Consider the following 25618-nt stretch of genomic DNA (forward strand, 5'->3'; position numbering starts at 1 on the left):
AAGGCGCTGCCTGCGTATGTTGCCCGGCGCGTCGGCAACTCCTGTTGCCATGACTCGCCGTTGCCGCGTGCGCCGCCTACCATAGCGAGACGGCCGCGACCGGCCCGCACACGAAGGAGAGCGCCATGACGCAACGCTTCGACGCCATCATCATCGGCACCGGCCAGGCCGGCCCGCCGCTGGCTGCGCGCCTGTCCGGCGCCGGCCTGAAGGTGGCCATCATCGAGCGCGGCCGCTTTGGCGGTACGTGCGTCAACACCGGCTGTATCCCCACGAAAGCGATGGTAGCCAGCGCCTATGCGGCGCGCATGGCCCAGCGTGCCGCCGAATACGGCGTGCTGATCAACGGCGGTGTCACCGTCGACATGCAGCGTGTGAAGGCCCGCAAGGATGAGATTTCCGGCCGCTCCAGCCACGGCGTGGAGCAATGGGTGCGTGGCCTGGAGCACGGCACGGTCTTCCAGGGCCATGCCCGCTTCGAAAGCGCGCGCGCGGTGCGCGTTGGGGACGAACTGCTCGAAGCCGAGCGCATCTTCATCAACGTCGGCGGCCGGGCGTTGGTGCCCTCAATGCCGGGGCTCGATCAGGTGCCGTTTCTGACCAACTCCACCATGATGGATGTGGATTTCCTGCCCGAGCACCTTGTCGTGATTGGCGGGAGCTACGTCGGGCTGGAGTTCGGCCAGATGTTTCGCCGCTTCGGCTCGCGCGTGACGATCGTCGAGAAAGGTCCGCGCCTGATCGCGCGCGAAGACGAAGACGTATCGCAGGCGGTGCGCGAGATTTTGGAAGCCGAAGGCATCGACGTGCAGGTCAACGCCGACTGCCTGAGCGTGCGGCGCGACGGCGCCGGTGTCGTGGTCGGCCTGGAGTGCGGCAGCGGCGCGCGCGAGGTGTCAGGCTCGCATCTGCTGATGGCCGTCGGGCGCGTGCCCAATACCGATGATCTGGGCCTCGACAAGGCCGGCGTGGAAATCGACAAGCGCGGCAATATCCGCGTGGACGAGCAGTTGCGCACCAACGTCCCCGGCATCTGGGCCATGGGCGATTGCAACGGCCGGGGCGCCTTCACGCACACGTCCTACAACGATTACGAGATCGTCGCGGCCAATCTGCTTGATGGCGACCCGCGCAAGGTGTCGGACCGCATCCAGGCGTACGCCATGTACATCGACCCGCCACTTGCACGCGTCGGCATGTCGCTCACGGAAGCGAAGCAATCGGGGCGCACGCTGCTGGTCGGCAACCGCCCGATGACGCGGGTCGGCCGCGCGGTAGAGAAGGGCGAGAGCCAGGGCTTCATGCGCGTGGTGGTCGACGCGCAGACGCACGAAATCCTGGGCGCGTCGATTCTCGGGGTGGGCGGCGACGAGGCGGTGCATTCGATTCTCGACGTGATGTATGCCAAGGCGCCGTACACCACTATCAGCCGCGCCATGCACATTCACCCCACGGTGTCGGAGCTGATTCCCACGTTGCTGCAAAGCATGGAGCCCGAGCAATAACGCAAGACGTGGCGCCTGAAAAAAAGAAGGGCGCCTTCCAGGCGCCCCACACATCGATTCGCTAGCGTGCGCGCCGCTCAGGGCACGATCGAGAGAAACAGATACGCCGCGAAGATCGCCAGATGCACGACGCCATGCAGGATGGTCGTGCGCCCCTTGCCCAGCGTGAGCGACGACACGATCAGCGTGAGGAACAGCAGGACCATTTCCTTCGGGCCCAGGCCCAGTTCGAGCGGACGGCCGATCCAGATGAACACGGCGGCCACCGTCGGGATGGTCAGTCCGATACTCGCCAGCGCCGAGCCCAGTGCGAGGTTCAGGCTCGTCTGGATGCGGTCTGCATTGGCGGCGCGCAGGGCGGCCAGGCATTCCGGCAACAACACCAGCGCGGCGATGACGATGCCGACGGTGGCGGGCGGTGCGCCGGCATTCAGGATGGCCGCTTCCACCGAAGGCGACAGCACTTTGGCCAGCCCAACAACTGCCACCAGCGACACCATCAACAACACCGCGCTGAGCGCCGCCACGCGTGCGGGCGGCGGCGGTGCGTGCACGTCTTCGTTGGCACTGTCGACGAGGAAGTAATCGCGGTGGCGGATGGTCTGCACGATGACGAAGCAGCCGTACAGCACCAGCGACGTCACCCCGGCAAAGGCCAATTGCGACGAAGTCATGACCGGCCCCGGCGTGGAACTCGTGTAATTGGGCAGCACCATGGTCAGCGTGACCAGTGCAGCCAGCACGGCCAGCGCGGCGGTGGCGCCCGGCGCTTGAAAGGCTTGCTCGCGGTGACGCAGGCCGCCCACGAACAGGCACACGCCCACGATTCCGTTGCAGATGAGCATGACCGCGGCAAACACGGTGTCGCGCGCCAATCCCGCCTTCTCTGGCCCCGAAGAGAGCATCACCGATACGATCAGCGCGACTTCGATCACGGTCACGGCAATCGCCAGGACGAGCGTGCCGAAGGGCTCGCCCACCTTGTGCGCGACGACCTCGGCATGGTGGACGGCTGCAAAGACGGCACTCGCCAGTGCAAGCGCCATCAGTGCGATCAGCCAGCCGGGGGGCGTCATGAACGCGCCGCCGGCCAGCACCACCCACGCGAGCAGCGGGGCAGCGACTGTCCAGGGGGGCAGCTTGTTGGAAGAAAGGGCCACGGAGTTCTCCTTGTTGTTGCCTCAACGCCGGCATGCAGCGAAGGGATGGATGCGGTGTGGCCCGAATATAAAGCATGTGCGGAGCCTCAGCCCGCACAAGCGGCGTGCGTCACGCCCGCGCGGTTACGGGGCAACGGCCGTGGCGGACACCTCCTGGCTCCAGTAAGTCGGCAGCGCGCCATACGGGTTCGGCAACGTCTTGTTCGTGATGAACACGGCGGCAGCGCCCTTGCTGGATGCGTTGCGAACGAAGGTTTGCATCTGCGTGGCCGATGCCGCGTAGACGATGTGCGCAAAGCGTGCCGTCGGATAGTTGGCCTGCCACGCCAGTGGCGCATAGCTGGCGTAGTGCTTTGCGCTGTCTTCAAACACAACGAGCTGGTCCGCTACCGGCAGGCTTGCATAGATTTCCGGCACATTGGTGCCCGGGTTGCCCGTGACCGTGTAGTTGGGCGACAGCCCCTTGATGTAGTTGTAGACCGATTGGTAGAACTGGATGTGTGCCGTTGTGCTGTCGGCGGTCATCTCGTCGATGAAGAAGCCGTCGACCTGATACAACGCCTGGTAGGTGTTGATGTCCTGCACCACCGCCGACAACGACCGGTTTGCGTACGAGCTGGACACGTACCCGATCACCTTGCCGCCGGCGGCATGCACCTTGGCGACGGCGGCAACGTAGTTGGCGTCCTGCGTGGTGCCTGGGCCGCTGTTCGGGTTGAGGATGACTGTGGTCGGTACCGACGTCGCCGCTGTGGCTAGCGCACCCCATTGCGTGGCGCCGGTGCCCGACGGATAGATGTAGGACGGTACCAGCAGCGCTTCAGCACTGGCATGCGGGGCGCCCATCAGCGCGCCGGACACCAGAGCGAATGCAGCACATGCGGCGCGCGCAAACCTGCGCTTTGCGTTGCCCATTGGCGATGCCACGGCCAGCGTGGCGAATGCGGGCGAACGCCCCCCCGTTTGTATCGTTTTCATTGTGTGCCCCTGACCACGCAAATCGCTGCGTGCGTCCTCAGGCCCGCCCCCCTGCGGGTTGGCGGGCAACTGGCTGACTTCTTCTGGAGAAGTCCCTGTAGCTTTGCGTCGCCGGATCACTCCGGTTTTGCCCAGACCTCTGGGTGTGAACCCATTGGAGAAGGACTCTACCGGGGCGGCGCCAGCCCGGCAAACGGAGATTGCGCAAACGAGTCGGCTGTCGCATGAAGCGTTGTCGAGACCCCACGTTGCGCGTTGCCATGGCAATCAACCATCACGCCAATGAAGCAGTGACGGCCTTCCGCCATTCTTCCCATGTCGCGCTTCCCCTGACCTGCGCCAGAACCTCTGGTGCATTCCGCCGCCGCAGACCCCGCCCGTATCGTCAGTCCACGCAGCGCTGCCGGTTGCCGCTGTGTTTCTTGTCCACGTATCTGACTGAGGAGAAGCTGCAATGAACATCCGCTCGAATGTGCTTGTCACCCGTATCGTGCTGTTGACGGTGGTGTCCCTGATCGCCTCGCTGGCGGCCACGGCCGCGTTGGCTGCGCCGCCAGCGACCGTCGCATCCTGTGACGGCATCAAGGATGCGTACCCGATTCTCGGCACGCAGTGCGCCAACCACTACGCCAAGATCAACCACGCGCCCGCCACTGCGGCCGAACGGCGCGAGACGTATTCAGCGCGGATCGCGGTTTTGGACATCTTCCGCAAGGCGCTGCTGTGCAACGGCATGTACGGCGCATCGAAACCGGCGCAGCAGCGCTTTTCAAGCGGCGAGGCTGGCCACCTTCAGGCCCTGGCGAACCTGAACGCGGCAATGACGATTGCCGGCGACCCGAACGTGCCGGTGCTCTACACCGCCTCCGACTTGAGCGACGTGTCCATCAACAAGTCGCAGTGCAAGTAAGGGGGGTGGAAGGCAGCGGAGGCCGCGGCTGGTGTCCCTGGTCAAGTTCGGTGGGTACACCATCGTCGAGTTGTGCATTTCGAGCCGGGTGCCGCGTGAGATGTACCTGCGTGCCAAGACCTGGGTCGATCGCGTGGCGGCCGTGGCGATCGGCGGGCTCGGGCTGCATCGGATCTTCACCGCGCCGACGGTCGGGCTGTGACGGCTGCGGCGCGGTTCTTCAGACCGCGCCTGCAATCACATCACGCAACCACTGATGCCCGGGGTCTCGATGCACGCGCTCATGCCACAGCATCGACATCTCATAGCCTGGCACCTCCACCGGCGGTTCAACCGCCTGTAGCGCACTGGCCCCGCGCACCAGCCGCTCGGGCAGCATGGCGACCATGTCAGTGCTCGCCACCGCTGTCATCACAAAGAGGAAGTGCGGCACCGACAGCACTACGCGTCGCGTGGCACCGGCTGCCGCCAGGGCTTCGTCCGTCACGCCGAAGAAGCCACCGCCATCGGGCGACACGATCACGTGATCGAGCGTGCAAAACTGCGCCAGTGTCGGCCTGCGCTTCAGGCGCGGGTGCCCCGCGCGGCCGATCAACACATAGCGTTCAGTGAAGAGCGCACGGCGGCGCAGGCCGGGTGGCGCGCCGTCTGTGGTGTGGAACGCGAGGTCGATCTCCCCTTGCTCGGCTTGCTTTTCAATACGCGTGGGCACCAGTCCCAGCATGGCGAGCCGTGTGCCCGGTGCGCTTGTGCGCAGGGTGTTCAGCACCGGCAGCGCGATGGTCGATTCGCCGTAGTCCGTGGCGGCCACGCGCCAGGTGTTGGTGGCGTGCGCCGGGTCGAACGGGCTGGCGGGCGCGACGGCCTGCTCCAGCGCTTCCAGCGCCAGCCGCAGCGGTTCGCGCAGGCTTTCAGCGCGGGCGGTTGGGCGCATGCCGCGCGGGCCGGGCAGCAGTAGCGGGTCACCAAAAATGTCGCGCAACTTGGCCAGATGCACGCTCACGGAAGGCTGCGAGAAGTTCAGCCGCTCGGCCGCACGCGTGACGTTGTGCTCGGTCAGCAGCACATCGAGTGTCACCAGCAGGTTCAGGTCCAACCGCCTGAGATTATTCATGGCTATGCCTGGAATATTGACAATTCATTTCCAATATACCGGGGCGCCCCGCATTCTGGAGCCATTCATTATTTGGAGTTGCCACCATGGATGTCCTGATCGTCTACGCCCATCCCGAACCCAAGTCGCTCAACGGCGCCCTCAAGGACTTTGCCGTCCAGCGTCTGGAAGCCGCCGGCCACACCGTGCAGGTATCGGACTTGTACGCCATGCAATGGAAGGCCGCGCTGGATGCAAGCGACAGCACTGTTGGGCCGGTCGGTCCGCATTTCCATCCGTCACTCGATTCCAAGCACGCGTTCGAGAACGGCCTGCAAGCCGATGACATTGCTGCCGAACAAGCCAAGCTGCAATGGGCCGACGCCGTGATCTTGCAGTTTCCGCTGTGGTGGTTTTCGATGCCGGCCATCCTGAAAGGCTGGGTCGAGCGCGTCTATGCATACGGCTTTGCCTATGGCGTTGGCGAGCACTCCGACACCCACTGGGGCGACCGCTACGGCGAAGGCACGCTCGCCGGCAAACGTGCCATGCTGATCGTCACCACGGGTGGCTGGGAGTCGCACTACAGCCCGCGCGGCATCAACGGCCCGATCGATGACATCCTGTTCCCGATCCAGCACGGCATCCTGTACTACCCCGGCTTTGAGGTCGTGCCGCCGTTCGTGAGCTACCGCACCGGCCGCATGGACGACGCGCGCTTTGCGCAGACCACGCAGGCGCTGGGCCAGCGACTCGACACCTTGTTCACCACCGCGCCGATCCCGTTCCGCCCGCAGAATGCAGGTGAATACGAGATCCCGTCGCTCACGCTGCGTGCCGAGATCGCGCCTGAAAAATCGGGCTTCGCTGCGCATCTCGCCTAGCCCTCGCCTGGGCGGCAAGCGCTACAATTTCGCATTCATCTCCGGCGGCGCGCTGTAGCGGATACAGCGCGCCGCCGCGTTTGTTTCTCCTCCCTCCCTTCTTGTCGGCATGACGTCTCACGCGGTTTTCACGGGCCTGATCAATTTGCTGCTCGGCATGGGTCTCGGCGTGGCGGGCGGTTTGCTCGGCATTGGAGGCGGGCTCATCGCCATTCCTGTGCTCGGCTATCTGTACGGAATGGACCAGCACCTGGCGCAGGGCACGGCGCTGGTGATGATTGCGCCCAATGTGCTGATCGGCTTCTGGCGGTATCACCAGCGGCATCCGGTGCATCTGCGTTCCGTCGCGCTGATCTGCGTGTTCTCGATGGGGGCGACCTACGTTGCCGCGCGCTTTGCGGCGGGGCTGGACGCCAACCTGCTGCATACGGCGTTTGCCGTATTCCTGATCGTGCTCGCCGTGTACTTTGCCTCGCAGCTCAAGGAGAAGCCGAATGCCGCTGGTGCTGCGCACGCTGTGCCGCACACCATGCCGGCCGCCGCGCTGCCGTTGATGGGCATCGCCAGCGGCGCGATGTCGGGCATCTTCACGGTGGGGGGCGGGCTGGTGGTGGTGCCGGCGCTGGTGACGTTCTTCGGCATGCCGCAGACGCGCGCGCAGGGCATGGCGCTCGCGCTGGTGGTGCCAGGCTCGCTCATTGCACTCGCCACGTATGCGCATGCGGGCCACGTGGATTGGGGTACGGGCATTCCGCTGGCGGCCGGCGGTGTTGTCAGCGTGTCGTGGGGTGTGGCCCTGGCATATCGGTTTTCAGCGCGGCGTTTGCGGCTGGCGTTCTGCGCAGTGCTGCTTGGTACGGCGCTGATGATGTTGCTGGTCAAGCCAGCCTGATCGACCTGATTTTCAATGCGGAGGAGGGCATCGTGTCGGAACAAGACAAGCAGGCCGGGCGCGCACGCCGCGCGCAGGTGATGGGCGACGCATTCGTGGAGCGTGCGATGAGCGGGTTGGACGCTTTCTCGGCGCCGCTGCAGGATTGGCTCAACGAGCACGCCTGGGGCAGTACGTGGCAGCGTGACGGCATCGACCTGAAAACGCGCAGCCTGTGCACCTGCGCGATGCTCGCCGCGCTGGGCCGCAGCACCGAGCTCAAGGGCCACGTGCGTGGCGCCATCAACAACGGCGCAACGGCGGTGGAGATCCGCGAAGTGCTGCTGCATAGCGCCATCTATGCCGGCGCACCGGCTGCCATCGAGGCGTTTCGTTCGGCACGTGAGGTGCTCAATGAACTCGGTATAGAGATCGAAGAGGCGCGCTAGCGGCGCTTCGCTATGCCAACTGAGACCTGATCGACATGGATGCCTTCGACGACGATCTGACCCGGTTTGCGGCCCACGGTGCTGAACCACTGCCGGCTGCAGTTGAGCATGGCCATGTCGAGCACGACGGCGCCCGCATCTGGTATGCGACCTTCGGTGCCGGCACACCTGTGATCTTGCTGCATGGCGGGCTCGGCCATGGCGGCAATTGGGGATATCAGGTTCCGGCACTCATGACTGCGGGCTACCGGCCTATCGTCATTGATAGCCGTGGGCACGGTCGCAGCACGCGCGATGCGCAGCCTTACGCCTACACGCGCATGGCTTCCGACGTGCGGGCCGTGATGGCTGCGCTGCGCATCGACCGCGCCGCCTTCATCGGCTGGAGCGACGGTGCTTGCGTTGCGCTCACCCTCGCCATGCAGACACCGGAGCGCGCTATTGGCGTGTTCTTCTTCGGTTGCAACATGGATCCAAGCGGCGCCAAGCCCTTCGCGCCGACGCCCGTCATCGACCGCTGCTTCGGTCGCCACCTAAAGGATTACACCGCGCTGTCATCCACACCGGACGACTTCGATGCCTTTGTCGAGGCCGTCACCGAAATGATGCAGACGCAGCCGAATGCAACAGCCGAGGAAATGGCGGCGACCCGTGTGCCGGTCACCATCGCGCAGAGCGAACACGACGAGTTCATCTGGCCCGAGCACGCGCACTATCTGGCACGGACCCTTCCTGAAGCACAGTTTGTTTTGCTGCCGGGCGTGAGCCATTTCGCGCCGTTGCAGCGACCGGCGTTGTTCAACGACGCCGTGCGCGCGTTCCTTCACGGAATTTGTCAGACGTAGGCCGCGTCGAGGCCGAACGGGTTTGCGCAACACTGGCGCCGCGTTATCCACAGAAACAGTGGGTAAGCCTGTGGATAACGATACCCGACGGCGATACCACGCGGCCTGCAGTTCCTTGCTGACGGCGTAGGCAGGCAGCTCAACCGCCCGAAACCGGCGTGCTGTAGGTCGCCTTGATCGCCTTGTGGCGCGCTTCCATTTCCTGACGCAGGGCGCGGCGCTGCTGCGCTGCCTCGAAGCGTTCCTGTTCTTCGGCGTTGGCGGGCACCAGCGGAGGCACGTCGGCCGGTTTGCCGTCATCGTCCACGGCCACCATCGTGAAGTAGCAGCTGTTGGTATGGCGCACGACCTGGTTGCGGATGTTTTCCGTCACGACCTTGATACCGATTTCCATCGACGTGCGACCGGTGTAGTTGACCGACGCGAGGAACGTCACCAGTTCACCTACGTGAATCGGCTGGCGAAACACCACCTGGTCCACCGACAGCGTCACGACATAGCGGCCGGCGTAGCGGCTCGCGCACGCATACGCGACCTGATCGAGCAGCTTGAGGATGTGGCCGCCGTGCACGTTACCGGAAAAATTGGCCATGTCGGGCGTCATCAGCACCGTCATGCTGAGCTGGTGGGATTGCGTATTCATGGGGGCGTTGAAGCTGGAATGATGGGGAAAGCAGGGCGCGCAGAAATGGGTACGCAGCAGGCCGACATTGTGCCGCGCTCAACTCATCTTGTGCTGCATTGCGTGAAATTTGATGGCATCGCGCTACACTACCGGTTTGCGCGGCAAACGATTTTCAGCCCCCTCCTGCTTTCCATGCACCGATTCCTGACCCGCCTCCTGCTCTGGCTGGTTGTCCTGGCACTCCCCTTGCAAGGGTTGGCCGCGACGACCATGATGGCGCGCGGCGGCGCTCTGGACGACACGACAGTTGCCGTGGCAATGCTAGATGGCGGCGCCGTCATGTCCGATGCCTGCCATGAGCATGAAGATGCCATGGCCACCGGCGCCGAGTCGAAAGCGCCGGCACAGTCGCACTGCAAGACCTGCCCGATCTGCGCGGCCTGTTCGCTCGGTTCGGTCGTTCCCCTGGCCGCCAGCCTTGGTGTGCCGCTGATCAAGCTGCCGGCCGCTGCGCCGCGCGGCCTTGCGGTTTCCTTCCGCAGCTTCATTCCCGAAGCGCTGCAACGTCCACCCTCGATTCGCGTTTGACGCCACCAGTCCGTCCATAGAACGGGCTGGCCTCTGGTTTGATGGCTCCTTGCAAGACATGGGGCCGTACGTCATCACGCTCGATCGAGGTTTCTCATGCTTTTCACACGATGGTTCGTGGCTGCCGCGCTGCTGGCGCTGGCGCCGCCATGGGTGTTGGCGCAAGGCGCTGGGTCTGCGCCGGCAGCATCACCGCCTGACCCACTGAATGCGGACGCGGCCGTGCCCGCCGTGGCCGCGCCGCGCACATTCGACAGCTACCACGCGTATCGCGATACCGGCCCAGCACCCTGGCGCGAGACCAACGCGGCCGTGAGCTCCAAGTCAGACGCTTCTGCGGATGGCGGCCACGCGGGGCACGTCATACCAGCGAGCGCACCAGCCGCCACCTCCAACAAGCCTGCCGGCGAGTCCATGCCCGGCATGCACCACCACTGAGGAGGCGCCGTGCTCAAACCATCCACACGCCGCCTCGCCCTGTGCGCGCTGGCCGGCACGCTGCTGCTGTTGGGAGGCTGCGCCACCATCACGCAAGACAGCGGCTTCAAGACCGTTGCCGACGTGGCGCGCGATCGGCTCGGCAAGGACGCCACGTGGCATCGTTCACCAGAAGCCCGCGACAGCGCCGCGCAACGCATGCGCGAGCTGCTCGCCCAGCCGCTGACGATGGACAGCGCCGTGCAGATCGCGCTGCTGAACAACCGTGGCCTGCAGGCTTCGTATGCGGAGTTGGGGCTATCCGAAGCCGCGCTCGTGCAGGCCAGCCGTCTGCCGAATCCCGGCTTCAGTTTCAAACGCACGCGCAGCGGCGACGACCTGTCGATCGAGCGCACGTTTTCGCTATCTTTTCTGAACCTGCTGACGCTGCCGATGGCCACGCGCATCGAAGGCCGCTACTTCGAACAAACGAAGTTGCTGGTCGCCAACCAGATGCTGCAGGTGGCGACCGACACACGCCGCGCGTACATCAATGCCGTGGCGGCGGAGCAATCGGCGCGCTATGCCGAGCAGGTTCAGCAAGCCGCAGAAGCCGGTGCCGAGTTCGCCAAGCGTCTGGCTTCCGCAGGTAACTTCAGCAAGCTTGATCGTGCACGTGAACACGCCTTCTATGCGGAAGCCACTGCCACCCTGGCGCGCCCGCGTCAGCAGGCGCAGGCCGAGCGCGAGGCGTTGATCCGCCTGCTTGGTGTGTGGGGCACGGATACCGGCTTCAAATTGCCCGAGCGGCTGCCTGACCTGCCGAAGGATCGCCCCGAGCTGCAGCAGATCGAGGCCTATGCGTTGCGCAACCGGCTCGATATCCAGGCGGGCAGGTTGCAGGTCGATGGCCTGGCATCGTCGCTGGGGCTCACGCAGGCCACGCGCTTCATCAACGTGCTCGACCTCGGCTACGTGCGCAATAGCAAATCCAACGAACCACGCGAAACGGGTTACGAGATCGGCATCGAGATCCCGCTGTTCGACTGGGGCGGCGCCCGCGTGGCACGTGCGCAGTCGATCTACATGCAGGCCGCCGATCAGCTTGCCGACACGGCTGTGCGTGCGCGTTCTGAAGTGCGCGAATCGTACGTGCGGTACCAGACCGCGTACGACCTCACGCGCCACTACCGCGACGAGGTGGTGCCCGTGCGCAAGCGCATCTCCGACGAGATGCTGCTGCGCTACAACGGCATGCTCGTGAGCGTGTTCGAACTGCTGGCCGATGCGCGCGAGCAGGTGAATGCCGTGAACGGCTACATCGACGCGCTGCGCGGTTACTGGATTGCACAGACCGACTTGCAGATGGCGCTGGGCGGCAGGCTGCCGCCCGCTGAAGCGAATGCGGCCACCACAGCGCCGAACCCTCCTCAAGGACATTGAACATGGTTTCCCGACGTCAATTTCTCGGCGGCACGGGCGCGGCCATGCTGGGCGCAGCGATGGTCTCGCGCGCCGGCGCAGCCTCACTGCCCGAAGCACCGCTTCAATCGAAGCCCGCCACGCAGCCGCCGCTCGCGCCGCCCAACGGCCGGCCCTACAACCCCGTCGTGACCCTCAACGGCTGGACGCTGCCATGGCGTATGCGCGGCGGCTGGAAGGAGTTCCACCTCGTGGCCGAACCGGTCGAGCGCGAATTTGCACCCGGCATGACGGGCCACCTGTGGGGCTACAACGGCCAGAGCCCCGGCCCCACGATCGAATGCGTGGAAGGCGATCGCGTGCGCATCTTCGTCACCAACAAGCTGCCCGAGCACACCACGGTGCACTGGCACGGCATGATCCTGCCCGCCGGCATGGACGGTGTGGGTGGCTTGTCGCAGCCGCACATTCCGCCGGGCAAGACCTTCGTCTACGAGTTCGAGATGAAGAAGTCCGGCACCTTCATGTACCACCCGCATTCCGACGAGATGGTGCAGATGGCGATGGGCATGATGGGCTTGATCGTTGTGCATCCGAAAGACCCGGCGCAGCACCGCGCGGACCGCGACTTTGTCTTCCTGCTCGCCGCGTACGACATCGACCCCGGTTCCTACACGCCGCGCGTGGCCGAGATGACCAACTTCAACATGTGGACGTGGAACAGTCGCGTCTTCCCCGGCATTGACCCATTGCCCGTGCGTCTGGGCGATCGCGTGCGCATCCGCATGGGCAATCTCACGATGACGAACCACCCGATGCACCTGCATGGCCACACCTTCGAAGTGGCCGGCACCGACGGCGGCTGGGTCCAGCCCAGCGCGCGCTGGCCGGAGGTGACGACGGACATTGCCGTGGGCCAGATGCGCGCGATCGAGTTCATTGCAGACAACCCCGGCGACTGGGCCTTCCATTGCCACAAGTCGCATCACACGATGAACGCCATGGGGCACAACGTGCCGACCATGATCGGCGTACAGCAGAAAGATCTCGCCAAGAAGATGAATGCGCTGGTGCCCGACTACATGGGCATGGGCCAGGCTGGCATGGCCGACATGGGCGAGATGGAAATGCCGCTGCCCGACAACACGCTGCCGATGATGACGGGGCAGGGCCCGTTTGGCCCCATTGAAATGGGCGGCATGTTCACGGTGATGAAGGTGCGCCGGGATCTGCCGCGCAACAGCTATGCCGACCCCGGTTGGTACAAGCACCCCAAGGGCACCGTCGCCTACGAATACACCGGCACCAGCATCGACGACTGATCGATGCTGAATCCACATCCCATACGAAACCGAGACCGAACATGCAACGCAATCTGCTCCGTTCCACCTTCCTGGCCGCGCTGATGTCCATGGCCGCCATCGCCCACGCATCCGGCAATCACGCCGGCGGGCACGACCACGGCGATGCCGCCATCGGTGAACCCGGCGACGCCGCCCGCATCACGCGCATGGTGCACGTCGACATGACCGACACCATGCGCTTCACGCCCGCGCAGATCACCGTTCAGCGCGGCGAGACCATCCGCTTCGAAGTCGTCAACAGCGGCCAGGTGCGGCATGAGATGACGCTGGGCAGGCCGGCCGACCTCCTCGCCCACGCCGAGCAGATGCGCAGGCACCCCGAGATGGAGCACGCCGACGCCAACGCCGTCACCATTGACCCTGGCCAGCGCGGCGAGATCGTCTGGCACTTTACGCACGCCGGCTCGGTCGAGTTTGCCTGTCTGCAGCCCGGCCATTTCGAGGCCGGCATGCGCGGCGCCGTGCAGGTGCGCGGCAACAAGTCCTGATCCCCCCAACCACCTCTTTCGACAAGGAGCCCAACATGTTTCGTCATGCCCTGATGCTGACCGCGCTGCTGGTCGGCACACCGCTTGTTCACGCCGCCGAAGACACCGCCCCTGCGCCTGCGCCCGCGGCCACAACTCCCGCAGCCATGTCCGAAGGCGAGATCAGGAAGATCGACACGGTTGCCGGCAAGCTGACCATCAAGCACGGCCCGCTCGACAACCTTGGTATGGAGCCCATGACGATGGTGTTCCGCGTGCAGGATCCGGCCATGCTCACCAAAGTGCAGGTCGGCAGCAAAGTGCACTTCGTCGCCGAGAAGGTGAATGGCGCGCTGACCGTGACCGCGTTGGACGTGCAGTAGTAACGAGGCGGGCGGGGAGGTACCTACCCGCTCGCGCCTTCAGGGCCGTGGGTGAGGCCAACGTGAGGGGCCGGCCGCGAAAGGCAGAACACTGTGACGCCATGACAACGGTCAGCCGGCCGGGAATAGACCCGGTGCGGGAGCGGGCGGCTTGCCACCCAGAAACGGAATGAGTCGCAAGATTCTTACGGTAAAGTGAGGTCCGCTGCGGATACTAGGCATAACCGGGGCCGACGCGCTGTCTGTAGGGGGAAGCGCGATCGGTGGTCCCGTACATCGGCGGCAAGTAGAAAGTGGATCATGTGCCACTCATTTCTGCGGGTGGGGGCTACAGCTTTTCGCCCGAAAAGCGACACCCTGGGTTTAAATTTCCGCGGCATCTTTTGTTTCATGCGTCATCTCAAATACCGCTTGAGCAGAGTCTCTGCAAAAAAATTCTGGTATTACTTTTCGAATGCCTCTAACCATTTTCTCGCGCGTGCTACAAAAAATGGAAAAGCTGAGACGCTTCTGAAAAGAAAAAGTGGTCAGCGTCGTACGCAGGACGTCTTCGATCGATTGAGCTATTACAACTCAATTTCGGAGGCATTCGACACCAGTTGCAATGCCGTGGAATATTCAAATTTCTTGTTGAAATCCTCAACAAGCACCATCGGCGACAAGGATTGTGAAATAGGGAGTACCTATTTCTATGATCTGGTCGACCTGATGGATTATTTTGGTCCGGGCTACAGCTTTGACTACGACTGCGGGGATGTGACTGCCGAGCCGAACCACCCGGCGTTCGTAAAAAGCCGCCCGATCAAGAACAGCTCCCATAATGGCATTCTCTTGAAGCTCGACGCCATCCGGCATTTTTCGCTGGCACGCGACCCCATCGATTTCCAAGACAAGAAGCCCATGGCGGTCTTTCGGGGGCCGTGCCATCAGGAACACCGCAGGGCGTTTGTGGAGCGATGTCATGACCTGGCAAACGTTAACATCGGGGATACTCGAAAATCAGAACTTGGGAAAGCGACTTACAAATCGCCGATGACGATTGCGGAGCAATTGCAATACAAATTTATTGTGAGTGTCGAGGGAAACGACGTTGCAACGAATTTGAAATGGATCATGGCGTCCAATTCGCTGTGCTTCATGAGGCGGCCCCGGTATGAGACGTGGTTCATGGAAGGAAGGTTGATCCCGGACGTGCATTATGTCCTTCTGAAAGATGATTATTCCGATCTCCAGGAGAAAATTGAGCATTACCGGAAATACCCTGGCGATGCATTGGCGATCGTCCGCAACGCCAATCGGTGGGTGGCGCAATTCATGAACCGTGACCAGGAACGCCTGCTCGGTTTGATGGTGATCGCAAAGTATTTCCGGTTGTCGGGCCAACAGTCGTTTTGGTAAGGCTCGAACAGGACAGTACATCCCACGTTTGATCCTGCGCAGGCCCGTCGTGTGTCGGGTCTGCAACGCATACGGCGGCGCGTTACACTCATTGTCTTTCGCCGTCTCCGTACGCATTTTTCCACCATGTCTGCGTCTGCCCCCACCGCCACCCACGCACATCCGCTTTCCGACGAGCAGCAAGCCTTCTTCAAGGAGCACGGCTATGTCGTGTTGCGCGGGTTTGCCAGCCAGCAGGTGAGCGCCGCGTTACTTGCCGCCGCACAGGACGGGCTGGCCAGCGCGGCGGCGCCGGTGGAGCTGGAAACCGACGTCGGCTATGCCGGAGCACCGACCTCGCGCGAAGCCGAAGGGGGCCAGACGGTGCGCCGCCTGCTCGACGCCGATTCACGCGGCACGCCTTATACGGAATGGGCGCGCGACCCGCGCGTGGCCGCCGCGATTGCACAACTGATTGGCGGCCCTGTGCATCTTTCGCTCGCGCACCACAACTGCGTGATGACCAAGCACCCCGCGTTTGGCACGGCCACCCATTGGCACCGCGACAGCCGTTACTGGTCGTTCGCACGGAACGAACTGGTGTCGTCGTGGCTGGCCCTGGTGGAAGAGACGGTCGACAACGGTTGTCTGTGGGTGATTCCGGGCAGCCACACGCTGGACCTGCCCGCTGACCGGTTCGACGCCAAGCTGTTCCTGCGCCAGGAGCAGCCAGAGAACCGCGCGCTGATCGACACCGCGCGCCCTGTGCCGCTGCTGCCCGGCGACGTGCTGCTCTTCCACTGCAACACCTTCCATGCGGCCCGTGCCAACCAGACGGCCGCCGTCAAGTTCTCGGCAGTGTTTACGTATTACGGTCCCGATAACTACCCGTTGCCGGGCACGCGCTCGTCGGCGCGGCCCGATCCCCTGGTCGGTTGAGGTGCGCCCTCCCCCATTTGTAGGTGAGCGGCGGACAGATTTGTGTCACGCGCCTTTGTTAACGTGGTCTTCCAACGATCAACAACGGGGAACCACAATGCCAATTCAGGAAGTGACACATGGCGCGCATGTCATCTTCGTTGATCCGCTGCAACGCGATGATCATCGCTGGACGGCCCGTTTCCAGATCTGCCGCGCCGGCCACATCATCTGTGACTGGGAAAACGTTGAGATGCCCGAGGGCTTCATCTCCGCCCAGCTCGCCTTGAGTGCGAGTGTGCTGCTGGCCGACCACCGTTTGTCGAGCTTGCCGCATTAGCATCCACCTCCACAAAGCGCCCGCCGAGCCTGCGGGCGTTTTTGTCAGCACGTCTGGCGTGATTCCATCAAGCTGTTGTGATTTGCTCATCGCCCGCAAGCGACCGTTTGCGCCGCGGCATCCGCACTTCGTCGCATGACCGCTGACTGCCGCTCAGTGTCCGCCTACATTGCCTCCTGACCGCCGGCCTACCAACGCATCGCCGGCCATTAGGAGACTTTCATGCGTGCCATGCTTGCTCTGCCGCGCGTTGCGCTGGCCCTGATGTTGACGGCGCTTGCCGCAAGTGCGGCCGCGGCCACGCTCACAGTGGTGGTGGAAGGCGCGCAAGGGCGCCAGGGCGCCGCGCGTGCCGCACTGTTCCGCGACGCCGCCGGCTGGCTCAAGCCCGATTCGGCCATCCGCGCCGACATTGCTGCGCTTGATAGCGTGTCGGGCGCGAGCGTTACCTTCGTCTATCCGGATCTGCCGGCGGGGCGCTATGCGTTGTCGGTCTTTCATGACACCAACAACGACGGCAAACTCGGCACCAACCCGGCCGGCATTCCCATCGAGCCCTACGGCTTCAGCCGCGATGCGCGCGGCCGCTTCGGTCCGCCCGCATTTGACGATGCCGCCATCGACGTGCAGGGCGACCAGCGCGTGACGATCCACATGCACTGATGCTGAGCGAGGGCCCGTCATGCAACGCCGATCCTTTCTTGCGGCCTTGGGCGCCGCACCCTTTGGTTTGACCTTGACCGACGTGATGGCCGCCACCCCCGACCCGTGGGCTGCCGGGTTTGCAGCAACTCGCGCGCAAACTCCATGGCTTGCCGGTTACCAGGGTGTCGGCGCCGACATGCCGACTCGCGCGCTAAAGGTGGAAGGTAGGTTCCCGCCTGCGTTGCGCGGTGCCTTTTATCGAAACGGCCCGGCGCGGCATGAGATCGGCGGCGTGCGTTATCACCATCTGTTTGATGGCGACGGCATGATCCAGCGGTACGACATCACCGAGCAGGGCGTGACGCATCGCGGCGTGTTTGTGCGCACCGACAAGTTTGTCGCCGACACCATCGCCGGCCGGCCCTTGCGCGCAACGTTCGGTACGGCCAGCCCCGACATGGAGCCGGTCGCTTCGCCCGACAGCATCAATGTGGCCAACACCAGCCTGATGATGCATGGCGATGAGATGCTCGCGCTTTGGGAAGGTGGCTCGGCCACGCGTGTCGATCCGGATTCTCTGCGTACGCTGGGAGTGCAGACCTGGCGCGACGACTACAAGGGCATGCCGTTCTCCGCCCACCCCAAGGTCGAGCCCGACGGCACGCTGTGGAATTTTGGCGTGAGCAGCGCGGCTGGTCTGCTGACTGTCTACTGCGTGGGCGCGGACGCTGCGCTCAAGCGTGTGGAATCGGTCAACGTTCCGGACGTGGCGATGGTGCATGACTTTGCCGTGACGCAGCGCCACCTGGTGTTTCTGCTGCCTCCGTTCGTGTACGACGTTGAACGCTCGCACGCCGGCATGTCGTTTCTCGATTCCCATGTCTGGCGGCCGGAGCTGGGCATGCGCGTGCTGGTGCTGGATAAGGACGACATCACGCGCATGCGCTGGCTGAAGTTGCCGGAGGGCTTTGTGTTCCACCTGGGCAATGCTTGGTCGTCGCCGGATGGGCAGGAGATCCACCTCGATTACCTTCGCTCGGACGATGCCTCGGTCGTCATCACGTCGCTGCGTGAATTGATGCGTGGGCAGATTCGCCCGTCGCCGGGCGCGCGCCTCACGCAAGTGCAACTGAACCTGCGAACAGGTCGGGCTGAGCAGTTCAGCACCGCGCATGTGGCCGAATTCCCGAAGATCGACACGCGGCGCACCGCGCAGCGTCATCGTGCGCTGTTCATGGTGGCCCACACGGCGCCATCGTCGAATGGAAGCCCGCACGCGCTGCACGGCTTCGACACGGTCATGCGCGTCGATACGGATTCAGGGCAGGCCCAGCAATACCGCTTCGGGCACCGCACGCTGGTGGAAGAACACGTGTTCGTGCCTGCATCGGCCACCGCCCGTGAAGGCGAGGGCTGGTTGATCGGTACGGTGTTCGATGTGGATGCCGGCTGTACGAGGCTGACGGCGTTCGATGCACAGCATGTTGCCGCGGGGCCCGTCGCCACGGCAAGCCTGAACGGCGTGGCGCCGCTCGGGCTGCATGGATTGTTTCGCGCGGCTTAAAGCGGCCGCCTGTCAGAGCGGGTGCGTCAGCAGGCCGTAGATCGTCCGCACGCCGCCCACGTAGTTGCCCATCCGCAGGTTCTCATTCGCGGCATGCTGGTTGTTATCGGCATTGACCAGAGGAATGATCGCAAACGGCACCTGCAGCACGCCAACGATTTCCGCCGTGGGCACCGTCCCGCCCATCATGCGGATGCGGACCGGCGCCGGGTTCGCACCAAAGGTGTCGGTCAGCGACCTGTAGGCCCATGTGCCCACAGCCGAGTCGATCGGTGAACCCGCGGCATCCGCGCCCTCGCTCTGATACGTGAACGTGGCGAGCTTGTCGTAGCGGCTGCGCTCTTCGTCGGTCGGGGCGTTCTTGACGAGGTGGTAGCCCTGGCGCTCGATGTGCCGCTCGATCAGCTTGCCGAGGTAGGCCGCGCTGGAGTCTGGCGTGGTTCGCAGGTCCAGTTCGGCGACGGCCTTGTCGGGCACGATGTTCGCCACCTTGTCGCCCACCGCTGCAGAGGCCATGCCGCGCACGTTCAATGACGGGTACTGCATCGCTTCCTGGTAGTTGGCCCCGACCTTGTCGGCATGCGCAATGCCCAGGCGCTTGTTGAGCGCTGCCTGGTCGTCGGGCACGGCAGCCATGATCTTGCGGTCGGCCTCGCTGATCTTCACGTGGTCGTAATAGCCTGGCACCGTCACGCGGCCCGCGTCGTTCTTCATCGATGCCAGCAGGTTGGCCAACTGCTGGGCCGGATTGCGGGCGTAGTTGCCGTAGTGCCCGCTGTGCAGCGGCACCTTGGCCCCGTAGACGGTGAGCCTCGCTTCGGCTGCACCGCGGTTACCAAAGACCAGCGTTGGCAGGTTGCTCGCATGCATGGGGCCGTCGTGGATGACGATGGCGTCGCAGCGCAGCAGCTCGCGGTTTGCCTGCATGACCTTGCTGATCGACGGCGAGCCTTTCTCCTCCTCGCTGTCGAGAATGATCTTGACGTTGACGGCCGGCTGGGCGCCGCTGGCCTTCAGTGCGTCGATGGCGGCCAGCATCATCATGATCGGGCCCTTGTCGTCGGCGGACGATCGGCCGAATACGCGCCATTCCGGATCCAGTGGGCCGCTGAAAAGCTGCGCCGCGTCGATCTCTTCCCAGTCGCCTTGTGCGGTCTTGTGCTTGAGCACGGGCGTCCACGGACTCTTCTGCGCCCACTGCGCGGGAATCACGGGCTGGCCGTCGAGGTGCATGTAGAACAGCACCGTCTTGCGCGCAGCATCCTCGTTCGGCAGCTCGGCGTAGAGCATCGGTTTGCCGTTGTTCGCCAACTGTTTTGTTGTGAAGCCGCGCTTGCGGAACGCCTGCTCCAGCCAATCGGCATTCTTGCGGACATCCTCCGGCACGATGGCGTCGTTGGGCACGGAGAGCAGCTCGAAGTATTCGCGGTAGGTTGCCTGGGCATGGCGTTCGGCGTCTGCCGAAGACAGTTCAGCGGCGCCGGCCAGGCCAGCGGCACCCAGCATGAGAGCCGGCACGAGGGCCCGGAGGCGATGCGACGCGCGGTGCGCAGTAGTTTGACGGGCTGCTGGCTGAAGGGGCATCTGGACACTCCGCTGGTCGAACAGTTCCGGGTGAGTCTGCGCATACCACATCTTTTTGACCATTAGAATTTTCTTGGGATATCTTTGCGTTTTCTGCAAAGCAAAAAGGCCCCCTGCGCCTACGTCGCCTATGTCATCTCATCGCCTGCAGGAGACGTCCCTCCGCTATTTTCTAGAGGTCGTGCGCACGGGCTCGTTGACGGAGGCCGCCGCGCGCCTGCATGTCAGCGCCTCGGCCATCAGCCGGCAAGTGGCGATGCTGGAAGAGCTGTTGGGCGTGCCGCTGTTCGAGCGTCAACCGCGCGGTATGCGGCCCAGCGCAGCCGGCGAGCTGCTTGCCGCGCATGCCCTGCGCGAGGCGCTGGAGGCGGAGCGCGTGGTTTCGGATATTCAGCGCCTGCAAGGGCTGCAGCGCGGCCGTGTGCGCATTGCGTGCTCCGATGGTTTTGCGATCGAGTTTGTGCCGCGCGCCATCGTGGCGTTTCGCGAGCGGCATCCCGGCATTCAGTTCGACCTGCGCGCCGAAGAGCCCATGCGCGTGACCGAGGCCGTCTTGCGTGGCGACGTGGACATCGGCCTGACCTACAGCCGCGCCGCCGTGCACGGCATTCGCGTGGCGTATCAGCAGCGTGGCTCAGTGTTTGCCATCATGCGGCCCGACCACCCGCTGGCGAAGTTCAACAGCGTGACGCTGGCGCAGATGCACCCGTTTCCGATTGCGCTTTCGGGGCCGGACAACACGGTGCGCCAGCTGTTCGACATGGGCTGCAGTCAACGCGGGCTCGTGTTCGAGCCAGTGCTGGTCAGCAACCGCTTCGATGGGCTGTTGAGTTTCGTGCTGCAAGGCGGCGGCTTGGGCATCGCGGGGGAGATCACGGTGCGCGAGCGCGTGCAGCGCGGTGAGCTGCATGCCGCGGAGATCCGCGAGCGCGGCATGCGCGGGCGGACGGTAGAACTGCAGATCCTCGCGGGGCGCACCTTGCCCGAGGTGGTGCGGGTGTTTCTGGACTTCCTGCGCGAGGCGCTGCCGGAGCAGCCCCCGCGCTAACCGGTGCTCACCCGCGCTATCGGAACGCGGGTTCGTCAAAGCTGCGCAGCTTGCGCGAGTGCAGCGCTTCAACGCCGCTTTCGCGCAACAGGCGCACGGCCTCCATGCCGATGTCCAAGTGCTGGCTCACGCGCTGGCGGTAGAACAGGTTGGCCATGCCGCGCAGCTTCAGTTCGCCATGCAGCGGCTTGTCGGACACGCACAGCAGGGTGCCGTAGGGCACGCGCAGGCGGAAGCCGTTGGCGGCAATGGTCGCGCTTTCCATGTCGATGGCAATCGCGCGCGACTGGTTGAAGCGGCTGTACAGCGCCTGGTACTTCAGCTCCCAGTTGCGGTCGTCGGTGGAGACCACCGTGCCGGTGCGCATGCGTGACTTCATGTCGGCGCCGGACAGCCCCGTGATGCGCGCCACCGCTTCCTGCAGCGCCACCTGAATCTCGGCGATGGGCGGCACGGGCACCCATGGCGGCAGATCTTGGTCTAGCACGTGGTCGTCGCGCACATAGGCGTGGGCGAGCACGTAGTCGCCCAACTGCTGTGAACGCCGCAGGCCGCCGCAGTGGCCGATCATCATCCAGCAGTGCGGACGCAGCACGGCCAGATGATCGGTGATGGTCTTGGCATTGGACGGGCCCACACCGATGTTCACCAGCGTCACGCCCAGGCGGTCTTCGCGCACCAAATGGTAGGCGGGCATCTGCGGGAGACCCTTGATGCGGTGGGAGTCGTCAGGCGCCGGGGTGCCGAGTTCGTGTTCGGTGTCGCCGGGCTCGACAAAGCGGATGTAGCCCTCGTCGTTGCCGTCTTCCATCAGCTTGCGCCCGAGGGCGGCAAACTCATCGACGTAGCGTTGGTAGTTGGTGAACAGCACGAAGCGCTGGAAATGCTTCGGATGCGTGGCGGTGTAGTGGTACAGGCGCTGCAGGGCGAGGTCGACCCGCTCGGCGGTGAACATCGACAGCGGCTGCGGTTCGTCGCCAATCGGGCGGTACGTGCCGTTGGCAATGGAGTCGTCGATCTGCGCGAGGTCGGGCAGCGTAAACGCGCCGCCCAACGCGCGTGCTTGTTCGGGCGTGATGTCCACGGTGGACGCCTCCACCACGAACGGCAGCGGGATCGGCCGGTTGCTCACACCCACCACGACGGGGCTGTTGTGATAGTGCAGCAGCCGCTCGATCTGCACGCGGTAGTAGTCGCGGAAGAGGTCCGGCCGCGTGAGCGTCGTGCCGTACACGCCCGGATACGCCACTGTGCCCCATGCCGGCCGCGCGTCGCTCACCAGCGTTTTCGGGTCGACGGTGATGCCGAGGTAGGGGTAGCAGGCGGACAGGTCTTCGCTGCAATCCTCGCCACGCGCAAAGGCGTGGAAGCGATCGCGAACCGCCTGCGCAGAGCGCTCGTAGATGGCGGTGATGCGCTCGACGGCGGTATTGGCGTCGGTACAGATCGCCAGGTCGTGCGCAGGATAGAGATGGGCGGTGGCGCGGGTATCGGTCATGTTCTCGATGATACCGACGTTTTGTGAAGCCAAGATAGCGGTGTGGCTCAAGTCACGGCATCTGAAACAGGGCGTTCGCGCCAGCGCAAAAAGCGTTGCCAGGTCGACATGTGGTCCGGTTGCGCCGCAGGCGTGCGGGGGCCTGCGCGCAACCAATTGGGCAAGGCCTCGATGCCGGTGCACAGCAGGAAATACAGTACGGCCACCGCGCCGAACACCTCGGCCGGGTAGGCCACCGTGCGGCTGTTGACCTGGCTGGCGGCGGTGGACAGTTCCACCACGCCCACGATATACGCCAGCGAGGTGTCCTTGACCGTCGATACCCATTGGTTGGCCAGTGACGGCAGCATGATGCGCCACGCCTGCGGGAGCACCACGGTCAGCAGCGCCTGTGGGGGCGACATGCCCAGCGCCAGTGCCGCATTGCGCTGCCCGGCACCGACGGCACGCAAGCCGGCTTCCATGCTTTGGGTGATGTAGGCCGCGCCCACGGCGGCAAGCGCAGCGACCACCGTGGCGGTTTCCGGCACCGACACGCCCAGGGCCATGGGGATCAGAAAGTACGCCCAGAACATCAGCATGAGTACCGGGATGGCGCGCAGCGTGGCCAGCAGCCCGCGCAGCAGGCGCGCCAGCCGGCGCAGTCCTGGCGTGGTGTCGAGCCTGTCGAGCAACAGCGCACCGCCGACACCCGCCGCGGTGGCGATCACACAGGCCCACAGCGCCATCCACAACGTGAGCGCCGCGCCGGCCAGCGGGCCGTTCGGATACGGGCCAACCAGCAGGTAGCGTAGGTGCAGGAGCACGGCTTCCATCGTCACGTGGGGCCTCCGGCTGGCAGCGTCGATGTGGGTGCCCAACCGAGCTGCCGCAGCACTACGGGCGCGGCCCATTGCAGCAACAGAATCCCCCCGGCATACAGCACGGTTGCCACGGCAAAGGCCTGGAAGGCGAGCAGCGTGTCGGTTTCCACCTGTCGCGCGCTATACGCAAGCTCAGCCAGCCCGATACCCATGGCCAGCGAGGTGTTCTTGATGGTGTTGGCGCATTGCCCCAGCAACGGCAGCGCCGACACGCGCAGTGCCTGCGGCAGCACCACATGCAGGAAGGCGGCACGCGGCGTGAAACCCAGCGATAGCGCGGCCTCCCGCTGCCCGCGCGGCACGGCCCGGATGCCTGCGCGCAGCTCTTCCGAGAAAAACGCACCGGCATACAACGCGATGCCGAACGCCGCCGCCAGAAATTCGAACGACGGCGCAGGCAACCGCCAGGCACCCACGGCGATGCCGCCCCAGCCGGTGATGGCCCCGACCACGTCTTCGCCCAGCAATTGCGCCGCACCGAAATACCAGAAGAACAATTGCACCAGCAACGGCGTCTTGCGCAGAAAGGCCACCAGCGCGCGGGCCGGCAAGTGCAGCCACGGCTGAGCACTCGCGCGCAGCGCCGTCAAGAGCAGGCCAATGGCTAGCCCGCCCGCGATGGCAGCCGCTGACACCAGCAGCGTCATCCTAAAGCCCTCCAGCATCCAGCCGAGATAACGCGGCGGCAGGGGCTGGAAGACGGCCGGCAGGCTCAAGCTCACTTGGTGCTGCCGATGATGAAGTCGCGCGGCAGCGGGGCGGCGCTCTTCGGGCCGAACCAGCGGTCATAGATGCGGCCGGCGGAGCCGTCCTTCTCAAGCCCTTGCAGGATCTGGTCGATGGTGGCCGTCAGCTTCGTTTCACCCTTCGGCACACCGATGCCCATGTACTCGCGCGTCAGCACGAAAGGCGAGATCTCCAGCTCACTGCGGTTGGGCAGCGTGGCAAGCAGCGCGCCGAGCTTGGCACCATCCTGTGCAAATGCCTGGATGGCACCGGTGCGCAGTGCGGTGAGCGCCAGCGGGGAATCGTCATAGGCGATCACGCGGGCGTTGGGATAGCCGTCGCGCAGCGTGGTTTCCTGCGTGGTGCCCTTGTCGACACCGAGGCGGATACCGTCCCTCTTCAAATCGTCCGGCTGCTTGAGCACCCCCTTCCTGGCGATGAACTGCAGGCCGCTGGCAAAGTACGGCGTGCTGAATTCAATCTGCTTCTTGCGCTCGTCGGTAATGGTGAAGTTGGCGGCCACGATATCGACCTTGCCCGAGGTGAGCAGCGGCACGCGGTTGGCCGGGTTTGTGGCGCGCAGTTCCAGCTTGACGCCCAGCTTGTTGGCGATCTCTTGCGCATAGTCCACGTCCAACCCAACGGGCTGACCGGTCTTGGCATCGGCGTAACCGAAGGGCGGATTGGCATCGAACACGCCCACCCGCAGCACACCCGCCTTCTTGATGTCGTCCAGCTTGTCGGCGTGGGCTTGCGGCGCGTGCAGCACCGCCACCGCGAGCGCCGCCCCGATGACCACCCCCACTGCCTGGCGCGACAATTTCCTCAGCGCTTGCGTCAGACCTTGCAACGAAAATGCGCCCGAAACGCTTGCCTGCATGACAACCCCCTGATGAATTTTTAGGGGCCAAGCGTAGGGCGTTTGTTGCGCCGCGCAAACGAATTCGTTGGCAGATCGATATGCGTCCGCCCGCGCGCACTGGTCCAGCCATGCGCCGCAAAGCCGCGCGGGCCTTCAGTTTTTACATTTCATGCCGATAGAAATGGCAGGTGATCGAAGGCGCACCACGCTGTCATTCACCCAACAACAGTGC

Annotated in this window: 27 protein-coding genes, 1 pseudogene and 1 riboswitch; of the genes and pseudogenes, 19 read left to right on the forward strand and 9 right to left on the reverse strand. The window is 64.4% G+C overall.

The window, feature by feature from the left end:
• The first annotated feature begins 125 nt into the window (after window positions 1-125).
• Window positions 126-1505 carry an FAD-containing oxidoreductase gene (locus tag ACUXH0_RS05025; RefSeq protein ID WP_182594892.1) on the forward strand — a complete coding sequence of 460 codons (1380 nt, stop codon included), beginning with the start codon at window positions 126-128 and terminating at the stop codon, window positions 1503-1505.
• Window positions 1506-1582: 77 nt separating this feature from the next.
• Here ACUXH0_RS05025 and ACUXH0_RS05030 read toward each other — a convergent pair whose 3' ends face one another.
• Complete coding sequence (locus tag ACUXH0_RS05030) at window positions 1583-2665, reverse strand: calcium:cation antiporter (RefSeq protein WP_004628078.1); 1083 nt, start codon at window positions 2663-2665, stop codon at window positions 1583-1585.
• Between the two features lie 123 nt (window positions 2666-2788).
• Window positions 2789-3643, reverse strand: a complete 855-nt coding sequence (locus ACUXH0_RS05035; RefSeq protein WP_004628077.1) for a spherulation-specific family 4 protein — start codon at window positions 3641-3643, stop codon at window positions 2789-2791.
• Window positions 3644-3704: 61 nt separating this feature from the next.
• Window positions 3705-3785, reverse strand: a riboswitch (cyclic di-GMP riboswitch).
• A 312-nt stretch (window positions 3786-4097) separates the two neighbouring features.
• Here ACUXH0_RS05035 and ACUXH0_RS05040 point away from each other — a divergent pair.
• Window positions 4098-4553, forward strand: coding sequence for a hypothetical protein (locus ACUXH0_RS05040; RefSeq protein ID WP_182594893.1), 456 nt, complete (start codon window positions 4098-4100; stop codon window positions 4551-4553).
• A 22-nt stretch (window positions 4554-4575) separates the two neighbouring features.
• A pseudogene (locus ACUXH0_RS05045) lies at window positions 4576-4755 on the forward strand (LysE family translocator); the annotation flags it as partial.
• Window positions 4756-4773: 18 nt separating this feature from the next.
• Here ACUXH0_RS05045 and ACUXH0_RS05050 read toward each other — a convergent pair.
• Window positions 4774-5667 carry a LysR family transcriptional regulator gene (locus ACUXH0_RS05050; protein WP_004628071.1) on the reverse strand — a complete coding sequence of 298 codons (894 nt, stop codon included), beginning with the start codon at window positions 5665-5667 and terminating at the stop codon, window positions 4774-4776.
• 86 nt (window positions 5668-5753) lie between these two features.
• Between ACUXH0_RS05050 and ACUXH0_RS05055 the strand changes: the two genes are divergently transcribed.
• From ACUXH0_RS05055 to ACUXH0_RS05070, 4 genes are all read left to right on the forward strand, one after another.
• A complete protein-coding gene (locus ACUXH0_RS05055; protein ID WP_182594894.1) occupies window positions 5754-6530 on the forward strand; it encodes an NAD(P)H-dependent oxidoreductase in 777 nt (258 codons plus the stop codon).
• Between the two features lie 109 nt (window positions 6531-6639).
• A complete protein-coding gene (locus ACUXH0_RS05060; protein ID WP_182594895.1) occupies window positions 6640-7422 on the forward strand; it encodes a sulfite exporter TauE/SafE family protein in 783 nt (260 codons plus the stop codon).
• 32 nt (window positions 7423-7454) lie between these two features.
• Window positions 7455-7850 (forward strand): carboxymuconolactone decarboxylase family protein, encoded by a 396-nt coding sequence (locus ACUXH0_RS05065; protein WP_103519294.1) that lies wholly within the window; start codon window positions 7455-7457, stop codon window positions 7848-7850.
• 35 nt (window positions 7851-7885) lie between these two features.
• Entirely contained in the window at window positions 7886-8695 is an 810-nt protein-coding gene (locus tag ACUXH0_RS05070; RefSeq protein WP_182594896.1) for an alpha/beta fold hydrolase, read from the forward strand.
• 139 nt (window positions 8696-8834) lie between these two features.
• On the opposite strand, the gene ACUXH0_RS05075 is transcribed toward ACUXH0_RS05070, so the two are convergent.
• Complete coding sequence (locus ACUXH0_RS05075; RefSeq protein WP_182594897.1) at window positions 8835-9338, reverse strand: acyl-CoA thioesterase; 504 nt, start codon at window positions 9336-9338, stop codon at window positions 8835-8837.
• Between the two features lie 18 nt (window positions 9339-9356).
• On the opposite strand from ACUXH0_RS05075, the gene ACUXH0_RS05080 reads away from it, so the two are divergent.
• The 11 genes from ACUXH0_RS05080 to ACUXH0_RS05130 all read left to right on the forward strand — a co-directional run bounded on the left by ACUXH0_RS05080 (window position 9357) and on the right by ACUXH0_RS05130 (window position 18805).
• A complete protein-coding gene (locus tag ACUXH0_RS05080) occupies window positions 9357-9908 on the forward strand; it encodes a hypothetical protein (protein ID WP_259393776.1) in 552 nt (183 codons plus the stop codon).
• Window positions 9909-10004: 96 nt separating this feature from the next.
• The gene (locus ACUXH0_RS05085) at window positions 10005-10346 is read left to right on the forward strand and encodes a hypothetical protein (RefSeq protein WP_004628042.1); all 342 of its coding nucleotides are present in this window, start codon (window positions 10005-10007) and stop codon (window positions 10344-10346) included.
• 9 nt (window positions 10347-10355) lie between these two features.
• The gene (locus tag ACUXH0_RS05090; protein ID WP_182594898.1) at window positions 10356-11768 is read left to right on the forward strand and encodes a TolC family protein; all 1413 of its coding nucleotides are present in this window, start codon (window positions 10356-10358) and stop codon (window positions 11766-11768) included.
• Window positions 11769-11770: 2 nt separating this feature from the next.
• Complete coding sequence (locus tag ACUXH0_RS05095; RefSeq protein ID WP_182594899.1) at window positions 11771-13069, forward strand: copper oxidase; 1299 nt, start codon at window positions 11771-11773, stop codon at window positions 13067-13069.
• 41 nt (window positions 13070-13110) lie between these two features.
• Window positions 13111-13599, forward strand: a complete 489-nt coding sequence (locus ACUXH0_RS05100) for a cupredoxin domain-containing protein (protein ID WP_004628036.1) — start codon at window positions 13111-13113, stop codon at window positions 13597-13599.
• A gap of 35 nt (window positions 13600-13634) precedes the next feature.
• The gene (locus tag ACUXH0_RS05105; RefSeq protein WP_012430053.1) at window positions 13635-13961 is read left to right on the forward strand and encodes a copper-binding protein; all 327 of its coding nucleotides are present in this window, start codon (window positions 13635-13637) and stop codon (window positions 13959-13961) included.
• 300 nt (window positions 13962-14261) lie between these two features.
• On the forward strand, window positions 14262-15359 hold the full coding sequence (locus ACUXH0_RS05110; RefSeq protein WP_182594900.1) for a glycosyl transferase family 90: 1098 nt from the start codon (window positions 14262-14264) through the stop codon (window positions 15357-15359).
• 126 nt (window positions 15360-15485) lie between these two features.
• Window positions 15486-16277 (forward strand): phytanoyl-CoA dioxygenase family protein, encoded by a 792-nt coding sequence (locus ACUXH0_RS05115; protein WP_004628030.1) that lies wholly within the window; start codon window positions 15486-15488, stop codon window positions 16275-16277.
• A gap of 97 nt (window positions 16278-16374) precedes the next feature.
• On the forward strand, window positions 16375-16596 hold the full coding sequence (locus ACUXH0_RS05120; RefSeq protein ID WP_012430055.1) for a hypothetical protein: 222 nt from the start codon (window positions 16375-16377) through the stop codon (window positions 16594-16596).
• Window positions 16597-16818: 222 nt separating this feature from the next.
• Window positions 16819-17259: a DUF2141 domain-containing protein gene (locus ACUXH0_RS05125; RefSeq protein WP_182594901.1), complete on the forward strand. Its 441-nt coding sequence runs from the start codon at window positions 16819-16821 to the stop codon at window positions 17257-17259.
• A gap of 19 nt (window positions 17260-17278) precedes the next feature.
• Window positions 17279-18805: a carotenoid oxygenase family protein gene (locus ACUXH0_RS05130; RefSeq protein ID WP_182594902.1), complete on the forward strand. Its 1527-nt coding sequence runs from the start codon at window positions 17279-17281 to the stop codon at window positions 18803-18805.
• A 12-nt stretch (window positions 18806-18817) separates the two neighbouring features.
• Here ACUXH0_RS05130 and ACUXH0_RS05135 read toward each other — a convergent pair whose 3' ends face one another.
• Window positions 18818-20311 carry a M20/M25/M40 family metallo-hydrolase gene (locus ACUXH0_RS05135; RefSeq protein ID WP_259393777.1) on the reverse strand — a complete coding sequence of 498 codons (1494 nt, stop codon included), beginning with the start codon at window positions 20309-20311 and terminating at the stop codon, window positions 18818-18820.
• Window positions 20312-20519: 208 nt separating this feature from the next.
• Here ACUXH0_RS05135 and ACUXH0_RS05140 point away from each other — a divergent pair, with 208 nt between their 5' ends.
• Entirely contained in the window at window positions 20520-21437 is a 918-nt protein-coding gene (locus ACUXH0_RS05140; protein WP_004628022.1) for a LysR family transcriptional regulator, read from the forward strand.
• A 16-nt stretch (window positions 21438-21453) separates the two neighbouring features.
• Here ACUXH0_RS05140 and ACUXH0_RS05145 read toward each other — a convergent pair whose 3' ends face one another.
• The 4 genes from ACUXH0_RS05145 to ACUXH0_RS05160 are packed head-to-tail and all read right to left on the reverse strand — an operon-like array spanning window position 21454 to window position 25404.
• The gene (locus tag ACUXH0_RS05145) at window positions 21454-22935 is read right to left on the reverse strand and encodes an AMP nucleosidase (protein ID WP_004628021.1); all 1482 of its coding nucleotides are present in this window, start codon (window positions 22933-22935) and stop codon (window positions 21454-21456) included.
• Window positions 22936-22982: 47 nt separating this feature from the next.
• The gene (locus tag ACUXH0_RS05150) at window positions 22983-23750 is read right to left on the reverse strand and encodes an amino acid ABC transporter permease (protein ID WP_182594916.1); all 768 of its coding nucleotides are present in this window, start codon (window positions 23748-23750) and stop codon (window positions 22983-22985) included.
• Window positions 23751-23752: 2 nt separating this feature from the next.
• Entirely contained in the window at window positions 23753-24463 is a 711-nt protein-coding gene (locus ACUXH0_RS05155) for an amino acid ABC transporter permease (protein WP_182594917.1), read from the reverse strand.
• Between the two features lie 53 nt (window positions 24464-24516).
• Window positions 24517-25404, reverse strand: coding sequence for an ABC transporter substrate-binding protein (locus ACUXH0_RS05160; protein ID WP_182594904.1), 888 nt, complete (start codon window positions 25402-25404; stop codon window positions 24517-24519).
• Between the last annotated feature and the right edge of the window lie 214 nt (window positions 25405-25618).

Source organism: Ralstonia sp. 110700041-2 (assembly GCF_056280165.1).